This window comes from Bacillus sp. FJAT-45037, assembly GCF_002797325.1.
In the GTDB taxonomy this organism is placed as follows: Bacteria; Bacillota; Bacilli; order Bacillales; family Bacillaceae_D; genus Alkalihalophilus.
Map to the genome: position 1 here is coordinate 1737844 of NZ_KZ454938.1, position 20695 is coordinate 1758538.

23 protein-coding genes are annotated in these 20695 nt (G+C 39.5%); all 23 read right to left on the minus strand.

All coding sequences use genetic code 11. The annotated features are described in order from the left end of the window. Window positions 1–2 precede the first annotated feature (2 nt). On the minus strand, window positions 3–1403 hold the full coding sequence (hslU, locus tag CDZ88_RS08890) for an ATP-dependent protease ATPase subunit HslU (RefSeq protein WP_100373212.1): 1401 nt from the start codon (window positions 1401–1403) through the stop codon (window positions 3–5). 16 nt (window positions 1404–1419) lie between these two features. Further along, the gene (gene hslV / locus CDZ88_RS08895) at window positions 1420–1959 is read right to left on the minus strand and encodes an ATP-dependent protease subunit HslV (protein ID WP_157796580.1); all 540 of its coding nucleotides are present in this window, start codon (window positions 1957–1959) and stop codon (window positions 1420–1422) included. 46 nt (window positions 1960–2005) lie between these two features. Continuing rightward, complete coding sequence (xerC, locus tag CDZ88_RS08900) at window positions 2006–2908, minus strand: tyrosine recombinase XerC (protein WP_100374645.1); 903 nt, start codon at window positions 2906–2908, stop codon at window positions 2006–2008. A 66-nt stretch (window positions 2909–2974) separates the two neighbouring features. Further along, window positions 2975–4282 carry an FADH(2)-oxidizing methylenetetrahydrofolate--tRNA-(uracil(54)-C(5))-methyltransferase TrmFO gene (trmFO, locus tag CDZ88_RS08905; RefSeq protein ID WP_100373214.1) on the minus strand — a complete coding sequence of 436 codons (1308 nt, stop codon included), beginning with the start codon at window positions 4280–4282 and terminating at the stop codon, window positions 2975–2977. A gap of 281 nt (window positions 4283–4563) precedes the next feature. Beyond that, window positions 4564–6636 carry a type I DNA topoisomerase gene (topA, locus tag CDZ88_RS08910; protein ID WP_100373215.1) on the minus strand — a complete coding sequence of 691 codons (2073 nt, stop codon included), beginning with the start codon at window positions 6634–6636 and terminating at the stop codon, window positions 4564–4566. A 165-nt stretch (window positions 6637–6801) separates the two neighbouring features. Next, window positions 6802–7674: a DNA-processing protein DprA gene (gene dprA, locus CDZ88_RS08915; RefSeq protein ID WP_100373216.1), complete on the minus strand. Its 873-nt coding sequence runs from the start codon at window positions 7672–7674 to the stop codon at window positions 6802–6804. An 82-nt stretch (window positions 7675–7756) separates the two neighbouring features. Beyond that, window positions 7757–8671, minus strand: coding sequence for a succinate--CoA ligase subunit alpha (gene sucD, locus CDZ88_RS08920; RefSeq protein ID WP_100373217.1), 915 nt, complete (start codon window positions 8669–8671; stop codon window positions 7757–7759). Window positions 8672–8760: 89 nt separating this feature from the next. After that, window positions 8761–9921, minus strand: coding sequence for an ADP-forming succinate--CoA ligase subunit beta (sucC, locus tag CDZ88_RS08925; protein WP_100373218.1), 1161 nt, complete (start codon window positions 9919–9921; stop codon window positions 8761–8763). A gap of 295 nt (window positions 9922–10216) precedes the next feature. Next, window positions 10217–10393: a small, acid-soluble spore protein, alpha/beta type gene (locus CDZ88_RS08930; RefSeq protein ID WP_157796515.1), complete on the minus strand. Its 177-nt coding sequence runs from the start codon at window positions 10391–10393 to the stop codon at window positions 10217–10219. A gap of 84 nt (window positions 10394–10477) precedes the next feature. Next, window positions 10478–10750, minus strand: coding sequence for an EscU/YscU/HrcU family type III secretion system export apparatus switch protein (locus CDZ88_RS08935; RefSeq protein WP_100373220.1), 273 nt, complete (start codon window positions 10748–10750; stop codon window positions 10478–10480). Continuing rightward, window positions 10747–12495 (minus strand): hypothetical protein, encoded by a 1749-nt coding sequence (locus CDZ88_RS17620; protein WP_100373221.1) that lies wholly within the window; start codon window positions 12493–12495, stop codon window positions 10747–10749. The genes CDZ88_RS08935 and CDZ88_RS17620 overlap by 4 nt, the downstream gene beginning before the upstream one ends. A gap of 24 nt (window positions 12496–12519) precedes the next feature. Further along, window positions 12520–13293: a ribonuclease HII gene (locus CDZ88_RS08945; protein ID WP_100373222.1), complete on the minus strand. Its 774-nt coding sequence runs from the start codon at window positions 13291–13293 to the stop codon at window positions 12520–12522. Between the two features lie 129 nt (window positions 13294–13422). Next, window positions 13423–14277 (minus strand): ribosome biogenesis GTPase YlqF, encoded by an 855-nt coding sequence (gene ylqF / locus CDZ88_RS08950; RefSeq protein ID WP_100373223.1) that lies wholly within the window; start codon window positions 14275–14277, stop codon window positions 13423–13425. 9 nt (window positions 14278–14286) lie between these two features. After that, the gene (gene lepB / locus CDZ88_RS08955) at window positions 14287–14838 is read right to left on the minus strand and encodes a signal peptidase I (RefSeq protein WP_100373224.1); all 552 of its coding nucleotides are present in this window, start codon (window positions 14836–14838) and stop codon (window positions 14287–14289) included. A 112-nt stretch (window positions 14839–14950) separates the two neighbouring features. Beyond that, the gene (gene rplS, locus CDZ88_RS08960; protein WP_100373225.1) at window positions 14951–15295 is read right to left on the minus strand and encodes a 50S ribosomal protein L19; all 345 of its coding nucleotides are present in this window, start codon (window positions 15293–15295) and stop codon (window positions 14951–14953) included. 145 nt (window positions 15296–15440) lie between these two features. Next, window positions 15441–16193: a tRNA (guanosine(37)-N1)-methyltransferase TrmD gene (gene trmD, locus CDZ88_RS08965; RefSeq protein WP_100373226.1), complete on the minus strand. Its 753-nt coding sequence runs from the start codon at window positions 16191–16193 to the stop codon at window positions 15441–15443. Further along, window positions 16190–16711, minus strand: coding sequence for a ribosome maturation factor RimM (gene rimM / locus CDZ88_RS08970; protein ID WP_100373227.1), 522 nt, complete (start codon window positions 16709–16711; stop codon window positions 16190–16192). Before rimM ends, trmD begins: the two co-directional genes overlap by 4 nt. Continuing rightward, the gene (locus tag CDZ88_RS08975; protein ID WP_100373228.1) at window positions 16695–17111 is read right to left on the minus strand and encodes a YlqD family protein; all 417 of its coding nucleotides are present in this window, start codon (window positions 17109–17111) and stop codon (window positions 16695–16697) included. Before CDZ88_RS08975 ends, rimM begins: the two co-directional genes overlap by 17 nt. A gap of 101 nt (window positions 17112–17212) precedes the next feature. Next, a complete protein-coding gene (locus CDZ88_RS08980) occupies window positions 17213–17443 on the minus strand; it encodes a KH domain-containing protein (protein ID WP_100373229.1) in 231 nt (76 codons plus the stop codon). Between the two features lie 22 nt (window positions 17444–17465). Further along, entirely contained in the window at window positions 17466–17738 is a 273-nt protein-coding gene (gene rpsP, locus CDZ88_RS08985; RefSeq protein ID WP_100373230.1) for a 30S ribosomal protein S16, read from the minus strand. 106 nt (window positions 17739–17844) lie between these two features. After that, entirely contained in the window at window positions 17845–19203 is a 1359-nt protein-coding gene (ffh, locus tag CDZ88_RS08990) for a signal recognition particle protein (RefSeq protein ID WP_100373231.1), read from the minus strand. Between the two features lie 11 nt (window positions 19204–19214). Beyond that, complete coding sequence (locus tag CDZ88_RS08995) at window positions 19215–19544, minus strand: putative DNA-binding protein (RefSeq protein ID WP_100373232.1); 330 nt, start codon at window positions 19542–19544, stop codon at window positions 19215–19217. 141 nt (window positions 19545–19685) lie between these two features. Further along, window positions 19686–20684, minus strand: a complete 999-nt coding sequence (ftsY, locus tag CDZ88_RS09000) for a signal recognition particle-docking protein FtsY (protein ID WP_100373233.1) — start codon at window positions 20682–20684, stop codon at window positions 19686–19688. Between the last annotated feature and the right edge of the window lie 11 nt (window positions 20685–20695).

Genomic DNA, 20695 nt, shown 5'->3' on the forward strand with positions numbered 1-20695 from the left:
AACTACAAAATATACTGGCTCAAATCGCGATTTTTCGCGATAGATGCTAATTTTTCTTCGACATATTCTGGTGTAATGACGATCTCTTCAAGCGTAATATCGCATGCTTCATACGAAAGATCTTCTAATAATTTTTCAAGCACGGTATGAAGCCTTCTTGCTCCAATATTCTCTGTGTCTTGATTGACCTCCGTTGCAATTTTCGCAATCTTACGAACAGCCTCGTCAGTAAATGTAACTTTTATACCTTCCGTTTCTAAAAGAGCTGAATATTGTTTGAGTAATGCATTATCAGGCTCTACTAAAATTCGTACAAAATCATCGACCGTTAGGTTATTTAATTCCACACGAATTGGGAAGCGTCCTTGCAGTTCTGGGATTAAGTCAGATGGTTTGGCAATATGGAAGGCACCGGCTCCAATAAATAGCATATGATCTGTTTTAACAGCTCCATGCTTTGTTACAATAGTTGATCCTTCAACAATCGGTAAAATATCGCGTTGTACACCTTCTCTTGACACGTCCGCAGTTTGCTGTGACTTCCCGGCCACTTTATCAATTTCATCAATAAAGATAATTCCAAGCTGCTCAGCTCGTTCGACAGCAACTTGTGTTACTTCATCCATATCGATTAATTTTTGAGCCTCTTCTTCTGTTAAAATTTTTCTAGCATCAGAAATCGACATCGTACGCTTTTTTCGTTTTTTAGGCATCATACTTCCTAACATATCTTGCATGTTCATTCCCATTTGTTCCATCCCTGCACCTTGGAACATATCCATGAAACTTTGAGTTTGTTCTTCGACTTCTAAAGTAATCATTCGATCCTCTAATTCACCTAATGCAAGCTGATGAGCCGCCCTCCGTCTTTGATCTTTCAACGTGGCTTCTTCTACGTTTGTGTCATCTTCTTCGCCTTTTTGACCTGGTTGATTACCAAAGATCATTTCAAACGGGTTTTTGTACGACGATGATGGTTTTTTTTTCGAAGGGATTAAAAGCTCAACAATTCGTTCGTTCGCACGCTTTAATGCTTCTTCTTTTACCCCATCCATTTTTTCTTCTTTAATGATTCTTACACTTGTTTCAACCAGATCACGAACCATCGACTCTACATCACGACCAACGTATCCTACTTCTGTAAATTTCGTTGCCTCGACTTTAATAAATGGCGCTCCGACTAGTTTCGCTAATCGGCGAGCAATTTCTGTTTTACCTACACCCGTCGGTCCGATCATTAGGATGTTTTTAGGTGTGACTTCATCTCTTAATTTTTCATCAAGCAAACTTCGTCGGTAACGGTTTCGAAGAGCAATTGCAACAGACTTCTTAGCTCCTTCTTGACCGACAATGTATTGGTTAAGACGTTCGACAATTTCTTTAGGTGTAAGGTTTGAATTCATCGAAATCACTCTCCATCTATAGAAGTTCTTCCACAACCAAATTCAAATTTGTGTACACACAAATTTCTCCGGCTGTTTCGAGTGCTGCTGTAGCAATTTCCTTTGCAGATAAGTTCGGTGCGTGTTTTTTTAATGCTCGACCAGCTGATAACGCATAATTGCCACCTGAACCAATGGCTAGTATGCCATCATCTGGTTCAATCACTTCACCTGTACCTGAAACGAGCAAGACATGTTCTCGGTCCATAACGATGAGCATAGCTTCTAATCGTCTAAGTACCTTGTCACTTCGCCATTCTTTCGCCAGTTCAACTGAAGCTCTTTGTAAATTGCCATTATACTCTTCAAGACGTGATTCAAATTTCTCAAATAAAGTAAACGCATCTGCCACAGACCCGGCAAATCCAGCTAATACTTTGCCTTGATAGATTTTACGGACTTTTTTTGCTGTATGCTTCATCACTACAGCATTTCCAAATGTTACTTGCCCGTCACCAGCCATGGCACATTGTCCATTATGTTGCACGGCAAAAATCGTTGTTGCATGGAACGTCATATCGCCATTCATTTAGTATCCTCCTCATTATCCCCATCATTGTTCCCTAAGCTCTTGGGTGATGATTTTTATATACATCACGCAACCGATCTTTTGTCACATGCGTGTAGATTTGAGTCGTTGATAACTGTTCATGACCTAATAATTCTTGCACCACACGAAGGTCCGCGCCGTTGTTTAGCAAGTGTGTAGCAAATGAATGCCTAAGATCATGCGGGCGTACATGTTGATGCAAATTTGCTTGCTGGACTCGTTTTGAGACAATGGTTCGAATACTTCGATCGGACAGCGGACCGCCGCGATAATTCAGAAAAAGGTGTTTAGTCTCACCATTCCCCTTTTTTAATAAGTTTACTCTTGCATCGTTCAAGTATTCCGAAAGTGCATCTATTGCAAACGATCCTACGGGAATATATCGCTCTTTCCGTCCCTTTCCGGTCACAAATACTGTCCCTATATGAAAATCAATATCTGAAACGATTAATTGACTACATTCACTCACTCGCATACCAGTTGCATAAATTAGCTCAAGAATGGCTCGATCTCTAAAATCTAGAGGCCCTTCTCCACTAAATGCCTCAAATAATTGAAGCATTTCTTCTTCATATAAAAATGTTGGCAGTTTCATTGATTTTTTGGGTAAATGTGTTTGGGCAAAAACATTCTGATCTATATGTTTTTCACGAATTAAAAAATGAAAGAAACTACGCATCGCTGATATTTTCCGTGCTACTGAATTTCTTTTATATGACTGTTCGTGAAGAGCGGTTAAGTACGAGCGCACAAAAAGTTGCGTCACATCAGTAAATGAGTGACATGTATGCTCATCCATGAACTGACAAAAGTGTTCAATATCTCGTTCATAGTGATTAATTGTATGTAAAGAATAGTTTTTTTCGACTTGCAGATAACGAATAAAGGCTCGAATCCAACCTTCTTCAACTTTGATTAACACCTATATCACCTCACAGAGCTACTAAATTCTATCATGAATTAGTAGCTCTGACAATGACATTTACAATTTTTTCACAAAATTCTGAATTGAACCTAGAGCGCGTGAAGCTAGCTGTTCATAGCGTTCTTTTTTGTTACGAATACGATTTTCAAGTGGTGGTAATAGACCGAAGTTCGCATTCATTGGTTGGAAATTCTTCGGGTTAGCGGTTGTAATATAGTTTGCCATGCTCCCAAGAATCGTTTCTTCAGGTAGTGTTACAAGCTCTTTCTCTTCAATCAGTCTAACTGCGTTCAGTCCAGCAATTAACCCTGCTGCTGCTGATTCAACATAACCCTCAACACCCGTAATCTGTCCTGCAAAGAAGAGATCCTCACGATCTTTGTACTGATATGTCGGCTTCAACAGATTTGGAGAATTAATAAACGTATTACGATGCATCACACCATAACGCACAACTTCTGCATTCTCTAAACCAGGAATCAGCTTCAACACTTCTTTTTGCGGTCCCCATTTTAAATGAGTTTGGAAACCTACTAAGTTATATAATGTCCCAGATTGATTATCTTGACGGAGTTGAACAACCGCATATGGACGCTTCCCTGTTTCAGGATGCTCTAGACCTACTGGTTTTAGAGGTCCAAACAACATCGTTTTCTTTCCGCGCTTAGCCATGACCTCAATCGGCATGCATCCTTCAAAGAAAATTTCTTTTTCAAATTCTTTTAAAGGGACCGTTTCTGCTGAAATTAATGCTTCATAAAAACGATCAAACTCTTCTTCTGTCATAGGACAATTAAGATAGGCTGCTTCGCCTTTATCATAACGTGACTTTAAATACACTTTCTCACGATCGATAGAGTCGGTTTCAATGATAGGTGCAGCGGCATCATAGAAGTATAAATACTCTTGACCTGTTAACTCTTGAAGTTTTTTTGATAAATCTTCAGATGTTAATGGACCTGTCGCAATAATCGTAGGTCCTTCCGGAATATCCGAAATTTCTTCATTGAATACTGTCACATTTGGGTGATTTTTCACACGATCCGTTACAGCGGCAGCAAATTCATGGCGGTCCACAGCTAAAGCTCCACCAGCAGGAACGCTTGAGTCATCCGCTGATGCAATAATGACTGAGTCAAGATAACGCATTTCTTGTTTTAGTACACCTACAGCATTTGTTAAACCATTTGCACGAAGGGAGTTACTACACACTAATTCAGCAAATTTATCAGTATGATGAGCAGGTGTTTGCTTGACTGGTCTCATCTCATATAAGTGAACGTTAATCCCACGTTTTGCAATTTGCCAAGCTGCTTCACTACCCGCAAGGCCTGCGCCAATTACGTTTACATGTTGCTGTTTCATATCAATCGCCTCCACTCTTATTCATTCAAAAAGGTCTGAACCGATACTATCGCAAGAACAAGAATAGACACATCTCGTTTCGCTCCTGCAAATAGTAGTTCAGACCCTTGGTTTTTTCTACTTCAATTGTTATCCATTCTTTACTTCATGTCGTGAAATAAAACGTATAGCAATTGCTTCAATGAACCATGTAAGGTAATGATCATTCGTGATCATCAAGTATTTGCTTAAATCCTAGTACATCATAATACTTTTTTCGTCAAGATTCAACATTAACTTTACTAATTGGATTCTTCTTTATAATCACAAGACGAACATTGAACGTTTACGCCTTTTTTCGTCTTCTTTTCTACCATCATCTTTTGACACTTAGGACATTCTCGTGAAATTGGTTTATCCCAAGAAATGAATTCACATTCAGGGTAACGATCACACCCGTAGAACGTACGACGTTTTTTACTTTTACGTTCAACGATATTTCCTTCTTTACAAGTTGGGCATTTTACACCAATGTCTTTTACGATTGCTTTTGTATTTCGACATTCCGGGAAATTTGAGCATGCCATAAACTTACCATAGCGCCCCATTTTGTAAACCATCTCATGTCCGCACTTCTCGCAATCTTCTCCTGCAGGTTCGTCTTTGATTTCAACTTCCTTCATTTCCTCTTCAGCCACTTTTAAGCGTTTGTCGAATCCTTGATAGAATTGGTCAATAATTTTTACCCATTCGTTATCACCTTCTTCGACAGAGTCTAAGTCGGTTTCCATCTTCGCCGTAAATTCCACATCAAGAATTTCTGGGAAGAACTCAACGATTAACTCTAATACAATTTCTCCTAGCTCCGTTGGAATAAATCGTTTTTCTTCTAGAGCGACATAACCACGTTTTTGAATGGTATCAAGCGTTGGAGCATAAGTAGAAGGTCTTCCTATACCAAGCTCCTCCATCGTTTTTACGAGTCGCGCCTCAGTGTATCTCGGTGGTGGCTGAGTGAAATGTTGATTTGGATCAATGGATTCTTTTTTTACGGTTTGACCTTCTTCAAGATCTGGTAAGAGACGATCTTCTTCCTTTTTTCCATCATCATTTCCTTCGATGTATACCTTCATAAATCCTGGGAATTTAACTTTCGAACCTGTTGCTCTAAATAGCACACCTTCATTCGTTAAGTCTACAGACATTGTATCCATAATAGCCGGGGCCATTTCACTTGCTACTAGTCGTTCCCAAATTAATCGGTACAATCGAAGCTGATCACGAGATAAATACGTTTTTAAGCTTTTTGGATCCTGTACTACAACCGTTGGACGTATCGCTTCATGCGCATCTTGTGATTTTTTATCTTTCTTCACGGTGCGTTGGCCACTTCGTGTGTATTCTTTTCCATAATTATCTTCAATGTATTGCTTTGTTTCGTTTTGAGCCGTTTCAGAAATTCTAGTCGAATCTGTACGCATATACGTAATTAGTCCAACGGTTCCTTCTTTTCCGAGGTCAATCCCCTCGTATAATTGCTGGGCAATCATCATTGTCTTTTTTGCTCTAAAGTTTAACTTACGAGCTGCCTCTTGCTGTAAAGAAGACGTGGTAAATGGTGAAACTGGATTACGTTTACGTTCCTTTTTCTTCACTGACGTCACATCAAATGAATCACCTTGAAGCTTTTTTAAAATGGCTTGTACGTCTTCTTCTGATTTCAACTCCTGCTTTTTACCATCAACTCCGTAGAATTTGGCATCAAACTGCTCATCATTTAATGAAAATGACCCTGGAATGGTCCAATATTCTTCTGGTATAAACTTCTTAATTTCTTTTTCACGCTCAATAATCATTTTGACAGCTACGGATTGTACGCGTCCGGCACTTAAACCTTTTTTCACTTTTTTCCATAGCAACGGACTAATGTTGTAACCAACAAGTCGATCGAGAATTCTTCTTGCTTGTTGGGCATCTACTAGGTCCATATTTATTTTTCTTGGAGTTTTAAATGCATCTTTAATGGCTTGTTTTGTAATTTCATTAAATACAACTCGACAATCTGAATCCTGATCCATGTTGAGGCTATGCGCTAAATGCCATGCAATCGCTTCCCCTTCACGATCCGGGTCAGCCGCTAAGTAAATTCGTTTTACTTTTTTTGCAGCAGTCTTTAATTCTTTCAACACAGGACCTTTCCCGCGAATCGTAATATACTTTGGTTGAAAATTTTCTTCAACGTCTACTCCCATTTGACTTTTTGGTAAGTCTCTGACATGTCCCATTGAAGCCTTTACAATGTATTTTTTGCCTAAATATTTACCAATGGTCTTTGCTTTGGCGGGAGATTCAACGATTACTAAATAATCGGCCATAACAAGCAGCTCCCTCTCTCGAAGTAAAATTTAAATCTTCCCTATTATTAATCACAGGTTTGCTGTTTGTCAAACGACAGTATTATAATTTTGGTAAAACAACGTGTCTAAATGACAAAAAACGACGTAATTATATAGAAGAAACTCGACCTTATTATGACGATCTTATGTCCATTCTTCGAGAATATCTGAGACAGCCATCGTTAATTTTGCTCCTTGTTGAATCAATTGATTGGTTCCTCTTGCATTCTCACAATCAATCGGCCCAGGAACTGCAAATACCTCTCTATTTTGTTCTAATGCCTGGTCTGCCGTAATAAGAGAACCACTTCGACTTTTGGCTTCAATGACTAAAATACCTTGTGATAAGCCACTTATAATTCGGTTACGGGTAGGAAATGTCCATTTGGTTGGGGGTTGGTGAGGTGGATATTCGGTGAGTACCAATTGATGTTGGCACATGTAGTCGTATAATCCGTTATTTTGTTTTGGGTAAGGGAAATCAAATCCTGAACCTAAAACTGCTATTGTCTTGCCTTTTTGGGAGATTGCTTGTTGATGGGCACATGCATCGATTCCGATCGCAAGACCACTAACAATCATGAAATCTTCTTTTACTAAGTCGCCCACCAATGTAAAAACAGCACGCTTACCTCTAGTGGTCGGCTGTCTCGTCCCTACTATTCCAATTGTTTTATTATGGCTTAGAAGTCGCCGATCTCCTTTCAAATAGAGCACCCATGGCGGATCGTAAAGGGTTGTTAATTGAGCAGGATAACTGGGATCGAACCTGGTCAGCGGATAACAGTTTTTTTGATTCAAGGAAATTTCGTAGGAAGCTGGTTCTTGTTTATGTAAAAATGCAATCAATTTCTGAGCTTTTTCTTCTTTGATATTGATTAAACTTGAAAGTATCGGGGCTTTGATGTGATAGAGAGTAGATAACGTAGAGTCGATACGAATCAGATCATGGAGATTTTTCCAGTTCAACAAGCTACTTCCATGTACATGAATTAACCTTTGTCTGAATGTAGACATTATTCGACACATCCTTTTTACGAGGTTTTTTCGGGCGAGGGAAATTAAAAAAGGCTCCTCAAAGAGAAGGAGCCTTTATTTATTATTTTGCTACTTCATGCGTTGTACATTTTTCAAGTAAATCATTTTCTTTTAATGATTTAATAAGAGTTTCACCCATTACAGATGGTGTTTCTGCAACTTTTACGCCACAGCTCTCAAGCGTCTTGATTTTCTCAGCTGCTGTACCTTTACCACCTGAGATAATGGCACCAGCATGCCCCATACGTTTTCCTGGAGGCGCTGTTTGACCACCGATGAAGCCTACAACAGGTTTCTTCATGTTAGCTTTGATCCACTCTGCTGCTTCTTCCTCCGCTGTTCCGCCGATCTCACCAATCATAATGACCGCATATGTGTCAGGGTCCTCATTGAAAAGGTCTAACACATCGATGAAGTTTGTTCCGTTAACTGGATCTCCACCAATACCAACGGCTGTAGATTGACCGATGCCAGCTGTTGAAAGTTGATGAACTGCCTCATATGTTAATGTACCAGAACGAGAAACGACACCTACGTGACCTTTATTGTGAATGTATCCTGGCATGATACCAATTTTACATTCTTCAGGCGTAATCACACCTGGGCAGTTTGGTCCGATTAGACGAGTTTTCTTTCCATCCATATAACGTCTTACGCTAACCATATCCATTACAGGAATACCTTCTGTAATACAAATCGCTAAATCTAGTTCTGCATCAACAGCTTCCATGATTGCATCCGCAGCAAAAGCTGGTGGTACATAAATGACAGATGCATTTGCTCCTGTAGCTTTAACAGCATCTTCAACTGTGTTAAATACAGGGACGCCTTCTACTTCTGTTCCACCTTTACCAGGAGTGACACCACCAACGATTTGCGTACCGTACTCAATCGCTTGTCGTGTATGGAATAAACCTGTAGCACCAGTAATCCCTTGTACGATTACTTTTGTATCTTTGTTGATAAGGATACTCATTCTATTGTCCCGCCTTTCTATTTACAAACCTTATTTATAAGTTACTACTTTTGCGTTATGAAACTCTCAGACTAGAAATTTTTCTTTAATTAAGACACTAGAGAAACGATTTTTTGAGCACCATCTGCCATCGAATCAGCAGCTGTGATGTTTAATCCTGACTCGTTAAGAATTTTCTTACCTAAGTCTACGTTCGTTCCTTCAAGACGTACCACTAATGGAATCTCAAGGCCAACCTCTTTAGTCGCTGCTATAACACCTTCTGCGATGATGTCACATTTCATGATACCACCAAAGATGTTAACAAAAATCCCTTTCACATTCTCATCAGATAGGATGATTTTGAATGCTTCCGTTACTTTCTCGGCTGTTGCACCGCCACCTACATCTAAGAAGTTTGCTGGATCACCACTGTAATGTTTAATGATATCCATCGTTGCCATTGCAAGTCCAGCACCATTAACCATACAACCGATGTTGCCATCTAGTGAGATGTAGCTTAGATCATATTTAGACGCTTCAATTTCCTTTTCGTCCTCTTCTCCAAGATCACGGTAAGCTAACACTTCTTTTTGACGGTATAATGCATTTGAGTCAAAGTTTAACTTCGCATCAAGTGCCATAACTTTCCCGTCACCTGTTGTAACAAGTGGATTGATCTCCGCAATTGAACAATCTTTTTCAGCGAATGCTTTATATAATCCCATCATGAACTTTACTGTTTGTCCAACTAGTTCTTTTGGAATGTTGATATTAAATGCGATACGACGTGCTTGGAATCCTTGAAGACCGACAGCAGGATCAATAACTTCTTTAAAGATCTTCTCTGGAGTAGCCTCAGCTACTTCTTCGATTTCTGTTCCGCCTTCTTCAGAAGCCATTAATACGACACGGTTTGTCGCACGATCAAGAACAAGACCAACATAATATTCATTCTTAATATCGCAGCCTTCCTCAACAAGTAAGCGCTTAACTTCTTTGCCTTCAGGACCGGTTTGATGAGTAACGAGAGTCTTCCCTAAAATCTCATCAGCATATGTACGTACTTCATCAATGTTCTTAGCAACTTTTACACCGCCAGCTTTCCCACGGCCACCTGCATGGATTTGAGCTTTGACAACACATACGTCTGTACCTAATTCTTTAGCAGCCTCAACCGCTTCTTCAACTGAAAATGCGACTTTACCATTTGGAACTGCAACTCCGTATTGTCGAAGGAGTTCTTTACCTTGATACTCATGAATATTCATTCTCTCTCCATCCTCCTATCACTTGCATGTTTTTTTCTTGTCGTTCTTTTTTATTGGATGAACGACCTTTTCCTTTTCCATTTTAGCATCTTTCAAAATATTTTGGGAGTAAAAAGTACAACCTATTTCAAATTTCTTTTTATTCTCTAAATTTCTGCATCTAGATACCCTTCAATAAAACCGATGTAAACGTAGACGTATCATAGCTTTTCTTTGATTACCTATTTGTTGACGGGTTGTAAAAAAAAATAGTAAAAAACTAACGAATGTGTCGATATTCGTTAGTTTTTCTGGGTTATTTGTCCTCTTTATCTTGTTTCTTTGCTTTAAACATCATGGATTTAGTCATATTTTTTGCTTTTGCATCTTGTTCTTGAACAGAATGGTGAATACCAAACTCGTTTGCGTATTCTTCTTTATATTGCTCCATAAATGAATCAGACTCTGGAACCGCTAGTTTGTTATGCTTCATTCCTATCATCCTCCACACTAAAATGTTCATACCTGATTTATAAAGAAAGGTATGTTGATTCTAGTATGCCCTCGATTCGTTTGGCTATGAAGGTTGATTTTTATCCAAACGATAAATAAATGCAAACACTTCTGCGACTACTTCATATAATTCTGGCGGAATGGTTTGGTTAATATCTAGTTGTCCTAAAAGTTCAACAAGAGATTCATCTTCCTGGATCGGTATTTGATGTTCTTTTGCTTTTTCAATTAATTCCTCAGCAACAAAGCCTCTTCCCTTGGCAATTACTTCTGGAGCCTCTTGTTTTGTCGTATGATACCTTAAGGCAACGGCATGTTTTTTCTTTTCTGGCTTCATATCCGGACATCCACTCCTTGATAGTCCACACGTCTATTATATCGGTCATCAGCGGAGCTTCTACTGTGTACTTGAATAGAGTCTTCAATTTTTTTCCACGAAAAAGAGCTCAGCTGATATTCATGTTTTTGCAGCGACTCTTTTAAGATTGGTAGCAGTAGAGACAGCATCGTCGCGGGCTTTTCGAAGGCATTAAACACCGTTAACGAAATAAATCGATTTTGAATTTGAACATCTACTATGGTTTCATTCAAAGACTCAAGCTCTAAATAAAATAAGACACGGCAATGATTTGGATCGAGTTCTCCACTCTCTTGTTTTCTTCCCTCCCATTGGATGGTTAAATCCGTTTCGAAACCAGCTAATGAAAGCGGAATTTGCAACAACAATTGCTGGAGCGGGCCTTGTTGTTCTTGCGCAATAATTTGAGCTCCCGTTATGCGACTGATGACCTCTGATACCCGTTCTCTTAAAGGCTCTGGTAATCCATGTTGTAATTGCATGAGTGTTGCTTTTAGTCGGTCTGTATAAGGAATTTCTGCTCGAGCTGTCTGTTGCAAATGTTTCATGACATCATTTTCATGAGTATATCCGAGCATGGATATAATTTGTTTTAATTGTGTAGAAAAAAGACCTTTTGATTCGTTTGCGGTTGTCGGTATGATCTCCTGCATCACTTGTTGGACAGCCACTTTTTCTTGATTAGACATCGGTCCCGTTATCAATGAATTCCAAGCCGTGTTCAATTGACTAACTGATAACGTCGGTTGAATGACTCGAAGTAGTGCCGACAACCCTTCTTCCCTTCGAGGGATAGAGATCGAATCAATAAAGCGTGCTACTTCTTTTTCAGGATTTGCCTGATTGAGTGCAGACGGTTGATACTTCGGAGAAATCTGCTTAATAGTCTCTTGCTGTGCTGTGGCTGTTATCATTTGATGTACCCTGTTTATAAATGAGTCTACCCGTTCTCCTTGATTCATTACTCCGAGCTTCACCAATACACCTCGAGCTTGTTCTACAGAAGACGAATTCGCATTAGGATCAACAAGTGAAGTGATTAAGCTTTGAACAGGAGATTTCGGTTGAGCGATTTGATTATTTTTTAGAAACTCTTGCAGTACCGTTTGTAGTTGTTTTACATTCGGTTGCGTGTTTTGAGACGGTTCATTCGTTGATTGCAATAACTGTGTTAGCGATTGTTGCAGTGAAGGCTGCTTTTCAATCGCTTGAAGAGCTTTAGCTGTCTGTTCTGTTAAGGGTAATTGGCGTTCAATCATTGTCTGTACGAGTCGCAATGTGTGTTGATCAAACTGATTTAATTTACTAAGTAGTTGAGATGCTTCTTTTAAGGCTGCTTTTGGTAAAGTCATTTGACTTGAAGCTAGTTGTTGCATTAAAGCATCCATCCCTTTAGATGAAGGTAAGCCAAGTTGTTTTAACACTTGTTGATTGCTTGCTTCGGAGCTTCCGTTAGATGGTACCTGAGCTTGATCTATAACTTGAAGGCGTGGAATTCCAGTACCTTCTTTCACTTCAAACCAATACTTCTCCCCAGCAACAAGAGGCACTTCAAGTTTAGCTGTTAAATGCATACCATTAAGTGAGAGAGAGGCGATATGATTGGGAAAAAGCTTCGTGATCTTCCCTTGAAAAACATGCCCTGTCATCAGGGTGAGAGGGGCACGAGTCATCCGTTGTGCGGTTTGCTGTGTCAATGTTTGACTAAGTTGTGTCGTGTTCATCCAATCACCCTTTTTTAGAAACTGTTAGTTGTTCAAGCAATCTGCAACAGGTTTAAATGATTTTCGGTGTTCTTTCGTTACACCTAATGTGGCTAGCGCCTCTAAATGGACAGGAGTTGGATAACCAACATGTCGATCAAAGCCATAACCTGGGTATATACTCGCTAACTCTTCCATATATTGATCACGCGAAACTTTTGCTAAAACCGAACTTGCGGCAATCGCCAAACTTTTCTGATCCCCTTTAATTAGTGATACTTGAGGAAGGTCAATCGGCAAGTTAATCGCATCGAGCAATAAATAATCTGGTTGTACATCAAGCTTTTTAATAGCTCGCTGCATAGCAAGTTTTGTTGCCTCATAAATGTTCACTTCATCAATTTCAGCAGCTGTTACGAACTCAATCGAATAAGCAATTGCCTGTTTTTTTATTTCTTCAAAAAAATAGTCTCGCTTATCTTTAGAGAGCTTTTTTGAATCAGTCAACCCGTATAATTCACAAGATTGCGGAAGAATGACTGCAGCTGCAACAACTGGTCCTGCTAGGGGACCTCGTCCTACTTCATCAAGTCCAGCTACATAGTCGTACCCTTTTTCCCATGCTATTTTTTCGTAATTTTGCATCTCTTCGTGCATATAGAGAAGTTCTGCTTTTTTCATTTTTGCTTTGTCATATCTTTGTAACAGTTTTTGTACGCCTTTTCTCTCGTCTGCTCGCAATTGTTCGATTTTGTCGGATTCAATTTCTTTTTCACTAAATAAATAAGCTTCAATCTCTTTAATCGCTAATCGTTTCATGTCATAACCTCTGTTTTTTTAATATCGACCATTTTCGCTTTCATTTTAATGGATAAGTGACTTATTCATTCATCGAGGCTCGAAAAGAAAAGCCGCAGTAGACAGCAAGGTGTCTTCTAGCGGCTTCTTTTATGCTTCAGGCGGTTTTTCTAACGTAACTTGTCCTAATGTTCCTGAACGTAATTCGCGTAAAATAAGCTCTGCAGCTTTATCGTAGTCAATGTAACCTCCAGGTAATAAGCACCCTCTTTGTTTGCCTATGGCATCAAAAAGTTCTAATCCGTCCTCTGGAACTTTACCCAACTTATAGCGGTTCATCACACGATCAGGATAATGATCTTTTAAGTAATTCAGCGTAAAGAGCGCAATATCTTGAAAGTCAAGAAGTTCATCCTTGATTGCGCCTGTAGCTGCTAGTCGATACCCAATCACTTGATCTTCGAATTTAGGCCACAAAATACCTGGTGTATCTAAAAGTTCTAATTCACCACTTGCAATTTTAATCCATTGTTGCTTCTTCGTCACACCCGGACGGTCCCCCACCTGAGCAATTCTTTTCGAAGCAAGTCGGTTAATCAATGTTGATTTACCCACATTAGGGATTCCAATAATCATTGCTCGAATCGCTCGAGGCTTCATTCCTTTTGATTTCCACTTTTCAAATAACGGGCTTGCCAGCATTTGGCATGCACCAGCAATTCTTTCTATACCTTTACCATTTTGAGCATTAATAGCAAGTACAGTTGCCCCGTTCTTTTCAAAATCGCGCGCCCACTCTTTTGTGATGTTAGGGTCCGCCAAATCTGCTTTATTTAATAAAACAAGCCTCGGTTTATGCCCAACAATTTCATCCATCATTGGGTTTCTAGACGACATTGGTAGTCGAGCGTCCACTAATTCAATCACGACGTCTATTAATTTTAGCTTTTCGGTTACTTCTCTTCTCGCTTTGGCCATATGACCAGGAAACCATTGTATTGCCATACTTTCCACCTACTCTACAATTCCAATATTGACAAACGGCCAAAAAACGACATTTGCCTTACCAATCACTTCATCTTTATGAACTACACCTATATCTCTAGAATCTAAGCTATTATGTCTATTATCCCCTAATACAAAAAGATGATCATCAGGAATGATTTGAGAACCAATTGTTTGCGCTAAATCAAAGTCTCTTGTCACAAAATCATTGCTATAAAATGCCTTTAATTCATCTAAATAAGGCTCCGCGATTGCTTCCCCATTTACGAATAATTGATCATTTTTGTACTCTATATGATCACCTGGCAATCCGATGATTCGTTTTATATAGTCTTTCCCACCTGGTGCATGAAAAACAATAATATCAAATCGTTTAGGCTCAGATATGGCATAGCCAATTTTATTCACAATCATCCGGTCGCTATGTTCAAGTGTAGGCATCATTGACTGACCGTCTACTACGATGGGAGCAAATAAGAAATAACGTATTGAAAAAGCAACGACAACTGCAACGACAACCGCCTTTACCCACTCTAGAGAATTTGACTTGCTATTTTCCATCGTTTCGCCCCCAATTATGTATCATCTCTTTATTTTAGCATAAATTTTTGCCGTGAACATAATTTAAACTTAAAAGAAGGAGCTTAGTAAACTAAGCTCCTTCTCTCGGTTCTTATCGGATTTCTTTAATACGAGCTGCTTTACCACGTAGTTCACGTAGATAGTAAAGTTTCGCACGACGTACTTTACCGCGACGCTTCACGTCAATCTTAGCGATTTTCGGTGAATGTAATGGGAATGTACGTTCAACACCTACACCGTAAGACATTTTACGAACTGTGAAAGTTTCACTAACTCCAGTACCGCGACGCTTGATCACGACACCTTCGTATTTCTGAATACGCTCACGTGTACCCTCTACAACTTTAACGTCGATAACTAAAGTATCACCAGGACGAAAAGCAGGAAGATCTGTACGTAATTGCTCACTTGTAATTTCACGAATAATGTTGTTCATCGTATAATTCCACTCCTTCCATACAGATGTTCATATCAGTGTTTCCCGCAGCGGAACATCGTAATTGCTAGCCTAAGCCACAAATTCAATTATACCACATAGGATTAATATTAACAATAGAAACTCTTCAAAAGAGAAGAAGTTTTTATTTTTTTTTGTGCTCTGTTTTCTCTTTTTTTAAGTCATTCAGTACCTTTTTTTCTTCTTCCGACAAGTTTCGTAGGTCTAAAAGATCTGGCCTACGATTCAACGTCCTTTTTAACGATTCTTTTTTTCGCCACGCTTCAATGTTTGCATGATGCCCAGATAATAAAACGTCTGGGACGACCCTTCCTTTATAGTCAGCGGGTCTCGTATATTGAGGATGTTCTAGTAAGCCTGTTGAAAAAGAGTCTGTCACAGCAGAATCAGCATTTCCTAACACACCGGGCAATAAACGAGTTACACTGTCAGCAATAACCATCGCCCCTAATTCGCCACCGGTTAACACGTAATCACCAATAGAAATCTCATCTGTTACCAAATACTCCCTCACACGTTCATCATATCCTTCATAATGGCCGCAAAGTAGAATCAGATGCTCTTCCTGTGCAAGTTCTTCTGCTTTATCCTGCGTGTAACGCTCTCCTTGTGGGCAAAGCATAATGATTCTTGGTGTTACTTTACTTGTATTGATTTGCGCCTCTACAGCATCAAAGATCGGTTGTGGTGAGAGTACCATCCCTGCTCCACCACCGTAAGGGTAGTCATCGACTTTTTTATGCTTATTTGTTGCGTACTCGCGAAAATCAACGGCCTGAAATGTAACAAGACCCTCTCCTGCTGCTTTTTTTAGGATCGAAGACCCAAATACCCCTCTAAACATTTCGGGAAACAGCGTCAGTACATCAATTCTCATTCAACTAGTCCCTCTAGTAAATGCACATAAATTTTTCTTGCATCGATGTCAATCTCTTTGACCACATCTTCTATATACGGGATTAGAATATCTTTCCCGCCACCTTCGCGACGAATCACCCATACATCATTCGCACCTGTTTCGATAATTTCTTTGATTTCCCCAAGACATTCATCTGTATCGGTGATGACTTCACATCCAATGATCTCATGGTAATAAAATTCACCTTCATCAAGCTCACTGAGTTGATCCTCTGATACAAAAAGAGCACTCCCCTTAAAGCCTTCTACATCATTAATAAATGGATAGCCTTCGAATGTAAGTAAATCGAAATTTTTATGTACACGATGACTTTTAACAATGACAGGAGTTTTCTTTTTTGATTCTGGTTCAATGATCCATAATTTTGTACCTACTGCATAGCGCTCCTCTGCAAAATCCGTAGAAGAAATAACTCTAATCTCACCGCAAACACCGTGCGTGTTCACAATCTTACCTACTCTAAAAAATTCTGTCATGGTTTTTCCCACTTTCTCGAATATCTATTATCACTCCGTCTTCCACTATGATCTCGATTGGTTTATCTGATGATGTCCACTTGTCACCAATGTTGATTTCATGAATCGACTCAAGTTTTTCTCCTTTTAACTCTGCCCCAAGTGGCAATAGCGCTAATTGCTCAAGCTGAAAAGTCAAGGCAATAATTTGCTCTTCCTTTTTGAGACATTCTTCTTCTAAACGAACGTGTCGATGTCGCTCGTTTTTATGCGAGCTCATGCTTTTTTTCATTTGAAATGTGAATTGTGCCAGTTCTTTTTCAGCTTGCATTTTTTTCTCTTTGAATTCTTTATTCATTTCTTGTCGCTTTTGTTCGGTTAAGATATATATAACTTGTGCAGTACGAAGGAATTTAAGCATGGTTCTATTCTCTCCATTTCAGTTGGAGTATAAAAGGTTGCTATCTTTTTTTGATATACAAAAAGGGAGAGGTTGCCCCCACCCTTTTTGTTTCATGATGTTTAATCGACGATGTTCAGTCTAACTCGCTGTTTTTCCTGCATTGCTGCAGCATAGACAAGCGAGCGCATTGCTTTTGCTGTACGACCTTGCTTTCCAATAACCTTACCTACATCACTTGGATGAACTGTTAAAGTTAAGCAAACCGTATCGCCTTCTTGCTGTTCTGTTACTAGAACGTCATCGGGCTGGTCAACAAGTGCTTTGGCAATGTGTTCAACTAGAGACTTCATCTCATTCTCCTTTTTAGAAGAATTATTTTTGGTTCTTAGCGTTATGAACCTTTTCCATTAAACCAGCTTTAGAGAATAAGTTGCGAACTGTATCAGATGGCTTAGCACCTTTTAAGATCCATTCAACAGCTTTTTCTTCTTGCAAGTCAACCTTAGCCGGTTGAGTTAATGGGTTGTACGTTCCAATCTCTTCGATGAAACGACCATCACGCGGTGCGCGAGAATCTGCTACTACTACACGATAAAATGGGGACTTTTTAGAACCCATACGTTTTAAACGAATTTTTACTGCCATTCGTAAAACACCTCCAAAATTAATTAACACAGTGATATATATTATCATCAATTTTCTTAGATTTCAAGGGAATTTCCTTTACAGTCTAAAAAAAACGATTTCCAGATTAAAATGGGAGTTTAAGGCCACCTAAACCTTTGCCTTTTTTCTTCCCCTTGCCTGATGTCATATTCGTCATTTGCTTCATCATTTTCTTCATATCTTCAAATTGCTTTAGCAAACGATTGACATCTTGTATACTCGTCCCGCTTCCTTTAGCGATGCGACGACGACGACTTCCATTCATTAAACTAGGGTCTTTCTTTTCTGCCTTGGTCATTGAACGAACAATGGCCTCTACACGCACCAGTTGCTTGTCATCAACTTTTAGATCCTTTAACCCTTTTGCCTTGTTCATCCCAGGCATCATGTTAAGGATTTCATCAAGTGGACCCATGCTTTTAACTTGATCGAGTTGCTCAAGAAAATCATCAAACGTGAAATCCATCGTTCTCATTTTTTTCTCAAGCTCACGCGCTTTCTCTTCATCAACATTCGATTGAGCCTTTTCAATTAACGTTAACATATCTCCCATACCGAGAATTCGTGAGGCCATGCGATCTGGATAAAATGGTTCCAATTGATCGATTTTCTCGCCCGTCCCAGCAAACTTAATAGGAGTATTCGTTACAGCCTTAACTGAAATCGCCGCTCCACCTCTAGTGTCACCATCAAGCTTTGTTAATACGACTCCTGTAACATCTAGTTGCTCATTAAAGCTCTCGGCTACATTAACAGCATCTTGACCTGTCATTGCATCGACGACTAGTAATATTTCATCAGGCTTCGCAAGCTCCTTAACGTCCTGTAACTCACCCATAAGCTCTTCATCAATATGAAGACGCCCAGCTGTATCAATCAACACATAATCATGATGATCTTCTTTTGCTTTTTCAATGGCTTGTTTGGCGATTTCAACAGGACTCACTTGATCCCCTAGAGAAAAAACAGGCATGTTAAGCTGTTTTCCTAGTGTTTCAAGCTGTTTAATCGCAGCAGGTCGATAAATATCAGCGGCAACAAGCATCGGTTTACGATTATGTTTTTTTCGAAGATGATTAGCAAGCTTTGCTGTGGTGGTTGTTTTACCCGCCCCTTGCAAGCCGACCATCATCACGACCGTTGGTGGTTTATTAGAGACGGCAATCTTGCTTTGCTCGCCCCCCATTAATGCCGTTAATTCTTCATTTACGACCTTAATGATTTGTTGACCTGGAGTCAGGCTCTTCATTACTTCTTGCCCAAGGGCTTTTTCTTTCACACTTGCAATAAATTGCTTAACAACTTTAAAGTTAACATCCGCTTCAAGTAGGGCTAGGCGAACCTCACGCATCATTTCTTTAACGTCTTGTTCGCTTACTTTCCCTTTCCCGCGGATTTTTGTTAATGTATCCTGCAGTCGTTCAGCTAAACTTTCAAATGCCATGTTGTCGCCTCCTAATCCAATATCTCAAGAGATTGAATATATTTTATGATCTCTTCAGGAGTCGCGTTGCGTTGAATTGCAGCTCTCAAGCTGTTCAATAGCTCTTGACGTTCTTGAAACTTCGTAAGCAATGATAGCTTTTGTTCATACTCCTCAAGCATCGCTTCTGTGCGCTTAATGTTATCATAAACGGCTTGGCGACTAACTTCAAACTCTTCGGCAATTTCACCTAAAGAAAAATCATCAAGGTAATACAATGACATGTACTTACGTTGTTTAGGTGTTAAGAGCGACTGATAAAAATCGAACAAAAAATTCATTCGAAGCGTTTTGTCTAGCACACCGTCCAACTCCTTGTTAAGTGATTTCCCTTTACAAGATAACATCTTACAGGATCAGCTTTTACGTGTCAAGTTTTTTTCTTAACAAAGTAAATCCCTGATCGCAGCGCCTCACTTTTCACTCCATCTGAAAGCATTTAATTATGATTGTTCGTCTTCTTGTTCTGCTTCTAGAATATCTTTGAATAGTCCATACACAAATTGCTCCGCATTAAATGGTTGCAAATCATCTACCTTTTCGCCAAGTCCTACAAATTTCACTGGAATATCTAACTCGTTACGAATAGCTAACACAATCCCACCTTTAGCTGTTCCATCAAGCTTAGTTAAGACAATTCCTGACACATTTGTGCTCTTGCCAAATGTCTTAGCTTGGCTCATCGCATTTTGTCCTGTTGTTGCATCAAGAACGAGTAGCGTTTCATGGGGTGCATTCGGTACTTCGCGCTCGATCACTCGTTTCACTTTTTCCAGTTCATTCATTAGATTGACTTTATTTTGCAACCGACCAGCCGTATCACAAATAAGTACATCAATATTTCTCGACTTAGCTGCTTGAAGAGCATCATACATCACCGCAGCCGGGTCTGAGCCTTCTTGCTGCTTAATAACATTCACGCCAACTCGCTCTCCCCACACTTCAAGTTGTTCAATGGCACCCGCACGGAATGTATCCCCCGCTGCTAGCATGACCGATTTTCCGTCTCGTTTTAAGTGATTAGCAAGTTTTCCGATCGTTGTCGTTTTTCCGACCCCATTTACACCCACCACTAAAATGACAGTCAATCCGTCTACCTGAATATTGAGAGTCGCATCTTCTCCTTCTTTTTCTAGAAGTTCAGCGAGCTTCTCAGAAATGACCGGTTGAATGTCCTTTGTATCTTTAATATTGCGAAGCTTCACTTCGTCTTTTAATTGATCGATTAGTTTCATGACCGTCGTAACGCCTACATCTGCACCTATTAATATATCTTCAAGCTCTTCAAAAAATTCCTCGTCGACTTTACGATAACGGTACACAAGTTCATTCATCTTAGTCGCAAAGCTGTCTCGGGTTTTTTCAAGGCCAGACTTAAACTTATCTGTTACTTCTGTCGTTTGATTTGTAATCTTATCTTTTAGTTTCTTAAAAAAACTCATTAGTTAACCTC

Coding starts and splice junctions, on each gene's coding strand:
- trmFO (WP_100373214.1), bottom strand. CDS start 4,282: ATGAAACAGCAACATGTAAACGTAATTGGCGCAGGCCTTGCGGGTAGT.
- ylqF (WP_100373223.1), bottom strand. CDS start 14,277: ATGGCAATACAATGGTTTCCTGGTCATATGGCCAAAGCGAGAAGAGAA.
- hslV (WP_157796580.1), bottom strand. CDS start 1,959: ATGACGTTCCATGCAACAACGATTTTTGCCGTGCAACATAATGGACAA.
- CDZ88_RS08980 (WP_100373229.1), bottom strand. CDS start 17,443: ATGAAGTCTCTAGTTGAACACATTGCCAAAGCACTTGTTGACCAGCCC.
- CDZ88_RS08975 (WP_100373228.1), bottom strand. CDS start 17,111: ATGCTTAAATTCCTTCGTACTGCACAAGTTATATATATCTTAACCGAA.
- lepB (WP_100373224.1), bottom strand. CDS start 14,838: ATGGAAAATAGCAAGTCAAATTCTCTAGAGTGGGTAAAGGCGGTTGTC.
- ftsY (WP_100373233.1), bottom strand. CDS start 20,684: ATGAGTTTTTTTAAGAAACTAAAAGATAAGATTACAAATCAAACGACA.
- CDZ88_RS17620 (WP_100373221.1), bottom strand. CDS start 12,495: ATGAACACGACACAACTTAGTCAAACATTGACACAGCAAACCGCACAA.
- CDZ88_RS08930 (WP_157796515.1), bottom strand. CDS start 10,393: ATGAAGCATAACAAACTAGCGGTTCCAGAGTCTGATTCATTTATGGAG.
- trmD (WP_100373226.1), bottom strand. CDS start 16,193: ATGAGAATTGATGTACTGACGCTGTTTCCCGAAATGTTTAGAGGGGTA.
- CDZ88_RS08945 (WP_100373222.1), bottom strand. CDS start 13,293: ATGAAACGATTAGCGATTAAAGAGATTGAAGCTTATTTATTTAGTGAA.
- sucD (WP_100373217.1), bottom strand. CDS start 8,671: ATGAGTATCCTTATCAACAAAGATACAAAAGTAATCGTACAAGGGATT.
- rplS (WP_100373225.1), bottom strand. CDS start 15,295: ATGAACAACATTATTCGTGAAATTACAAGTGAGCAATTACGTACAGAT.
- rpsP (WP_100373230.1), bottom strand. CDS start 17,738: ATGGCAGTAAAAATTCGTTTAAAACGTATGGGTTCTAAAAAGTCCCCA.
- ffh (WP_100373231.1), bottom strand. CDS start 19,203: ATGGCATTTGAAAGTTTAGCTGAACGACTGCAGGATACATTAACAAAA.
- dprA (WP_100373216.1), bottom strand. CDS start 7,674: ATGTCTACATTCAGACAAAGGTTAATTCATGTACATGGAAGTAGCTTG.
- sucC (WP_100373218.1), bottom strand. CDS start 9,921: ATGAATATTCATGAGTATCAAGGTAAAGAACTCCTTCGACAATACGGA.
- rimM (WP_100373227.1), bottom strand. CDS start 16,711: ATGACAGAATTTTTTAGAGTAGGTAAGATTGTGAACACGCACGGTGTT.
- topA (WP_100373215.1), bottom strand. CDS start 6,636: ATGGCCGATTATTTAGTAATCGTTGAATCTCCCGCCAAAGCAAAGACC.
- CDZ88_RS08935 (WP_100373220.1), bottom strand. CDS start 10,750: ATGAAGCCAGAAAAGAAAAAACATGCCGTTGCCTTAAGGTATCATACG.
- hslU (WP_100373212.1), bottom strand. CDS start 1,403: ATGAATTCAAACCTTACACCTAAAGAAATTGTCGAACGTCTTAACCAA.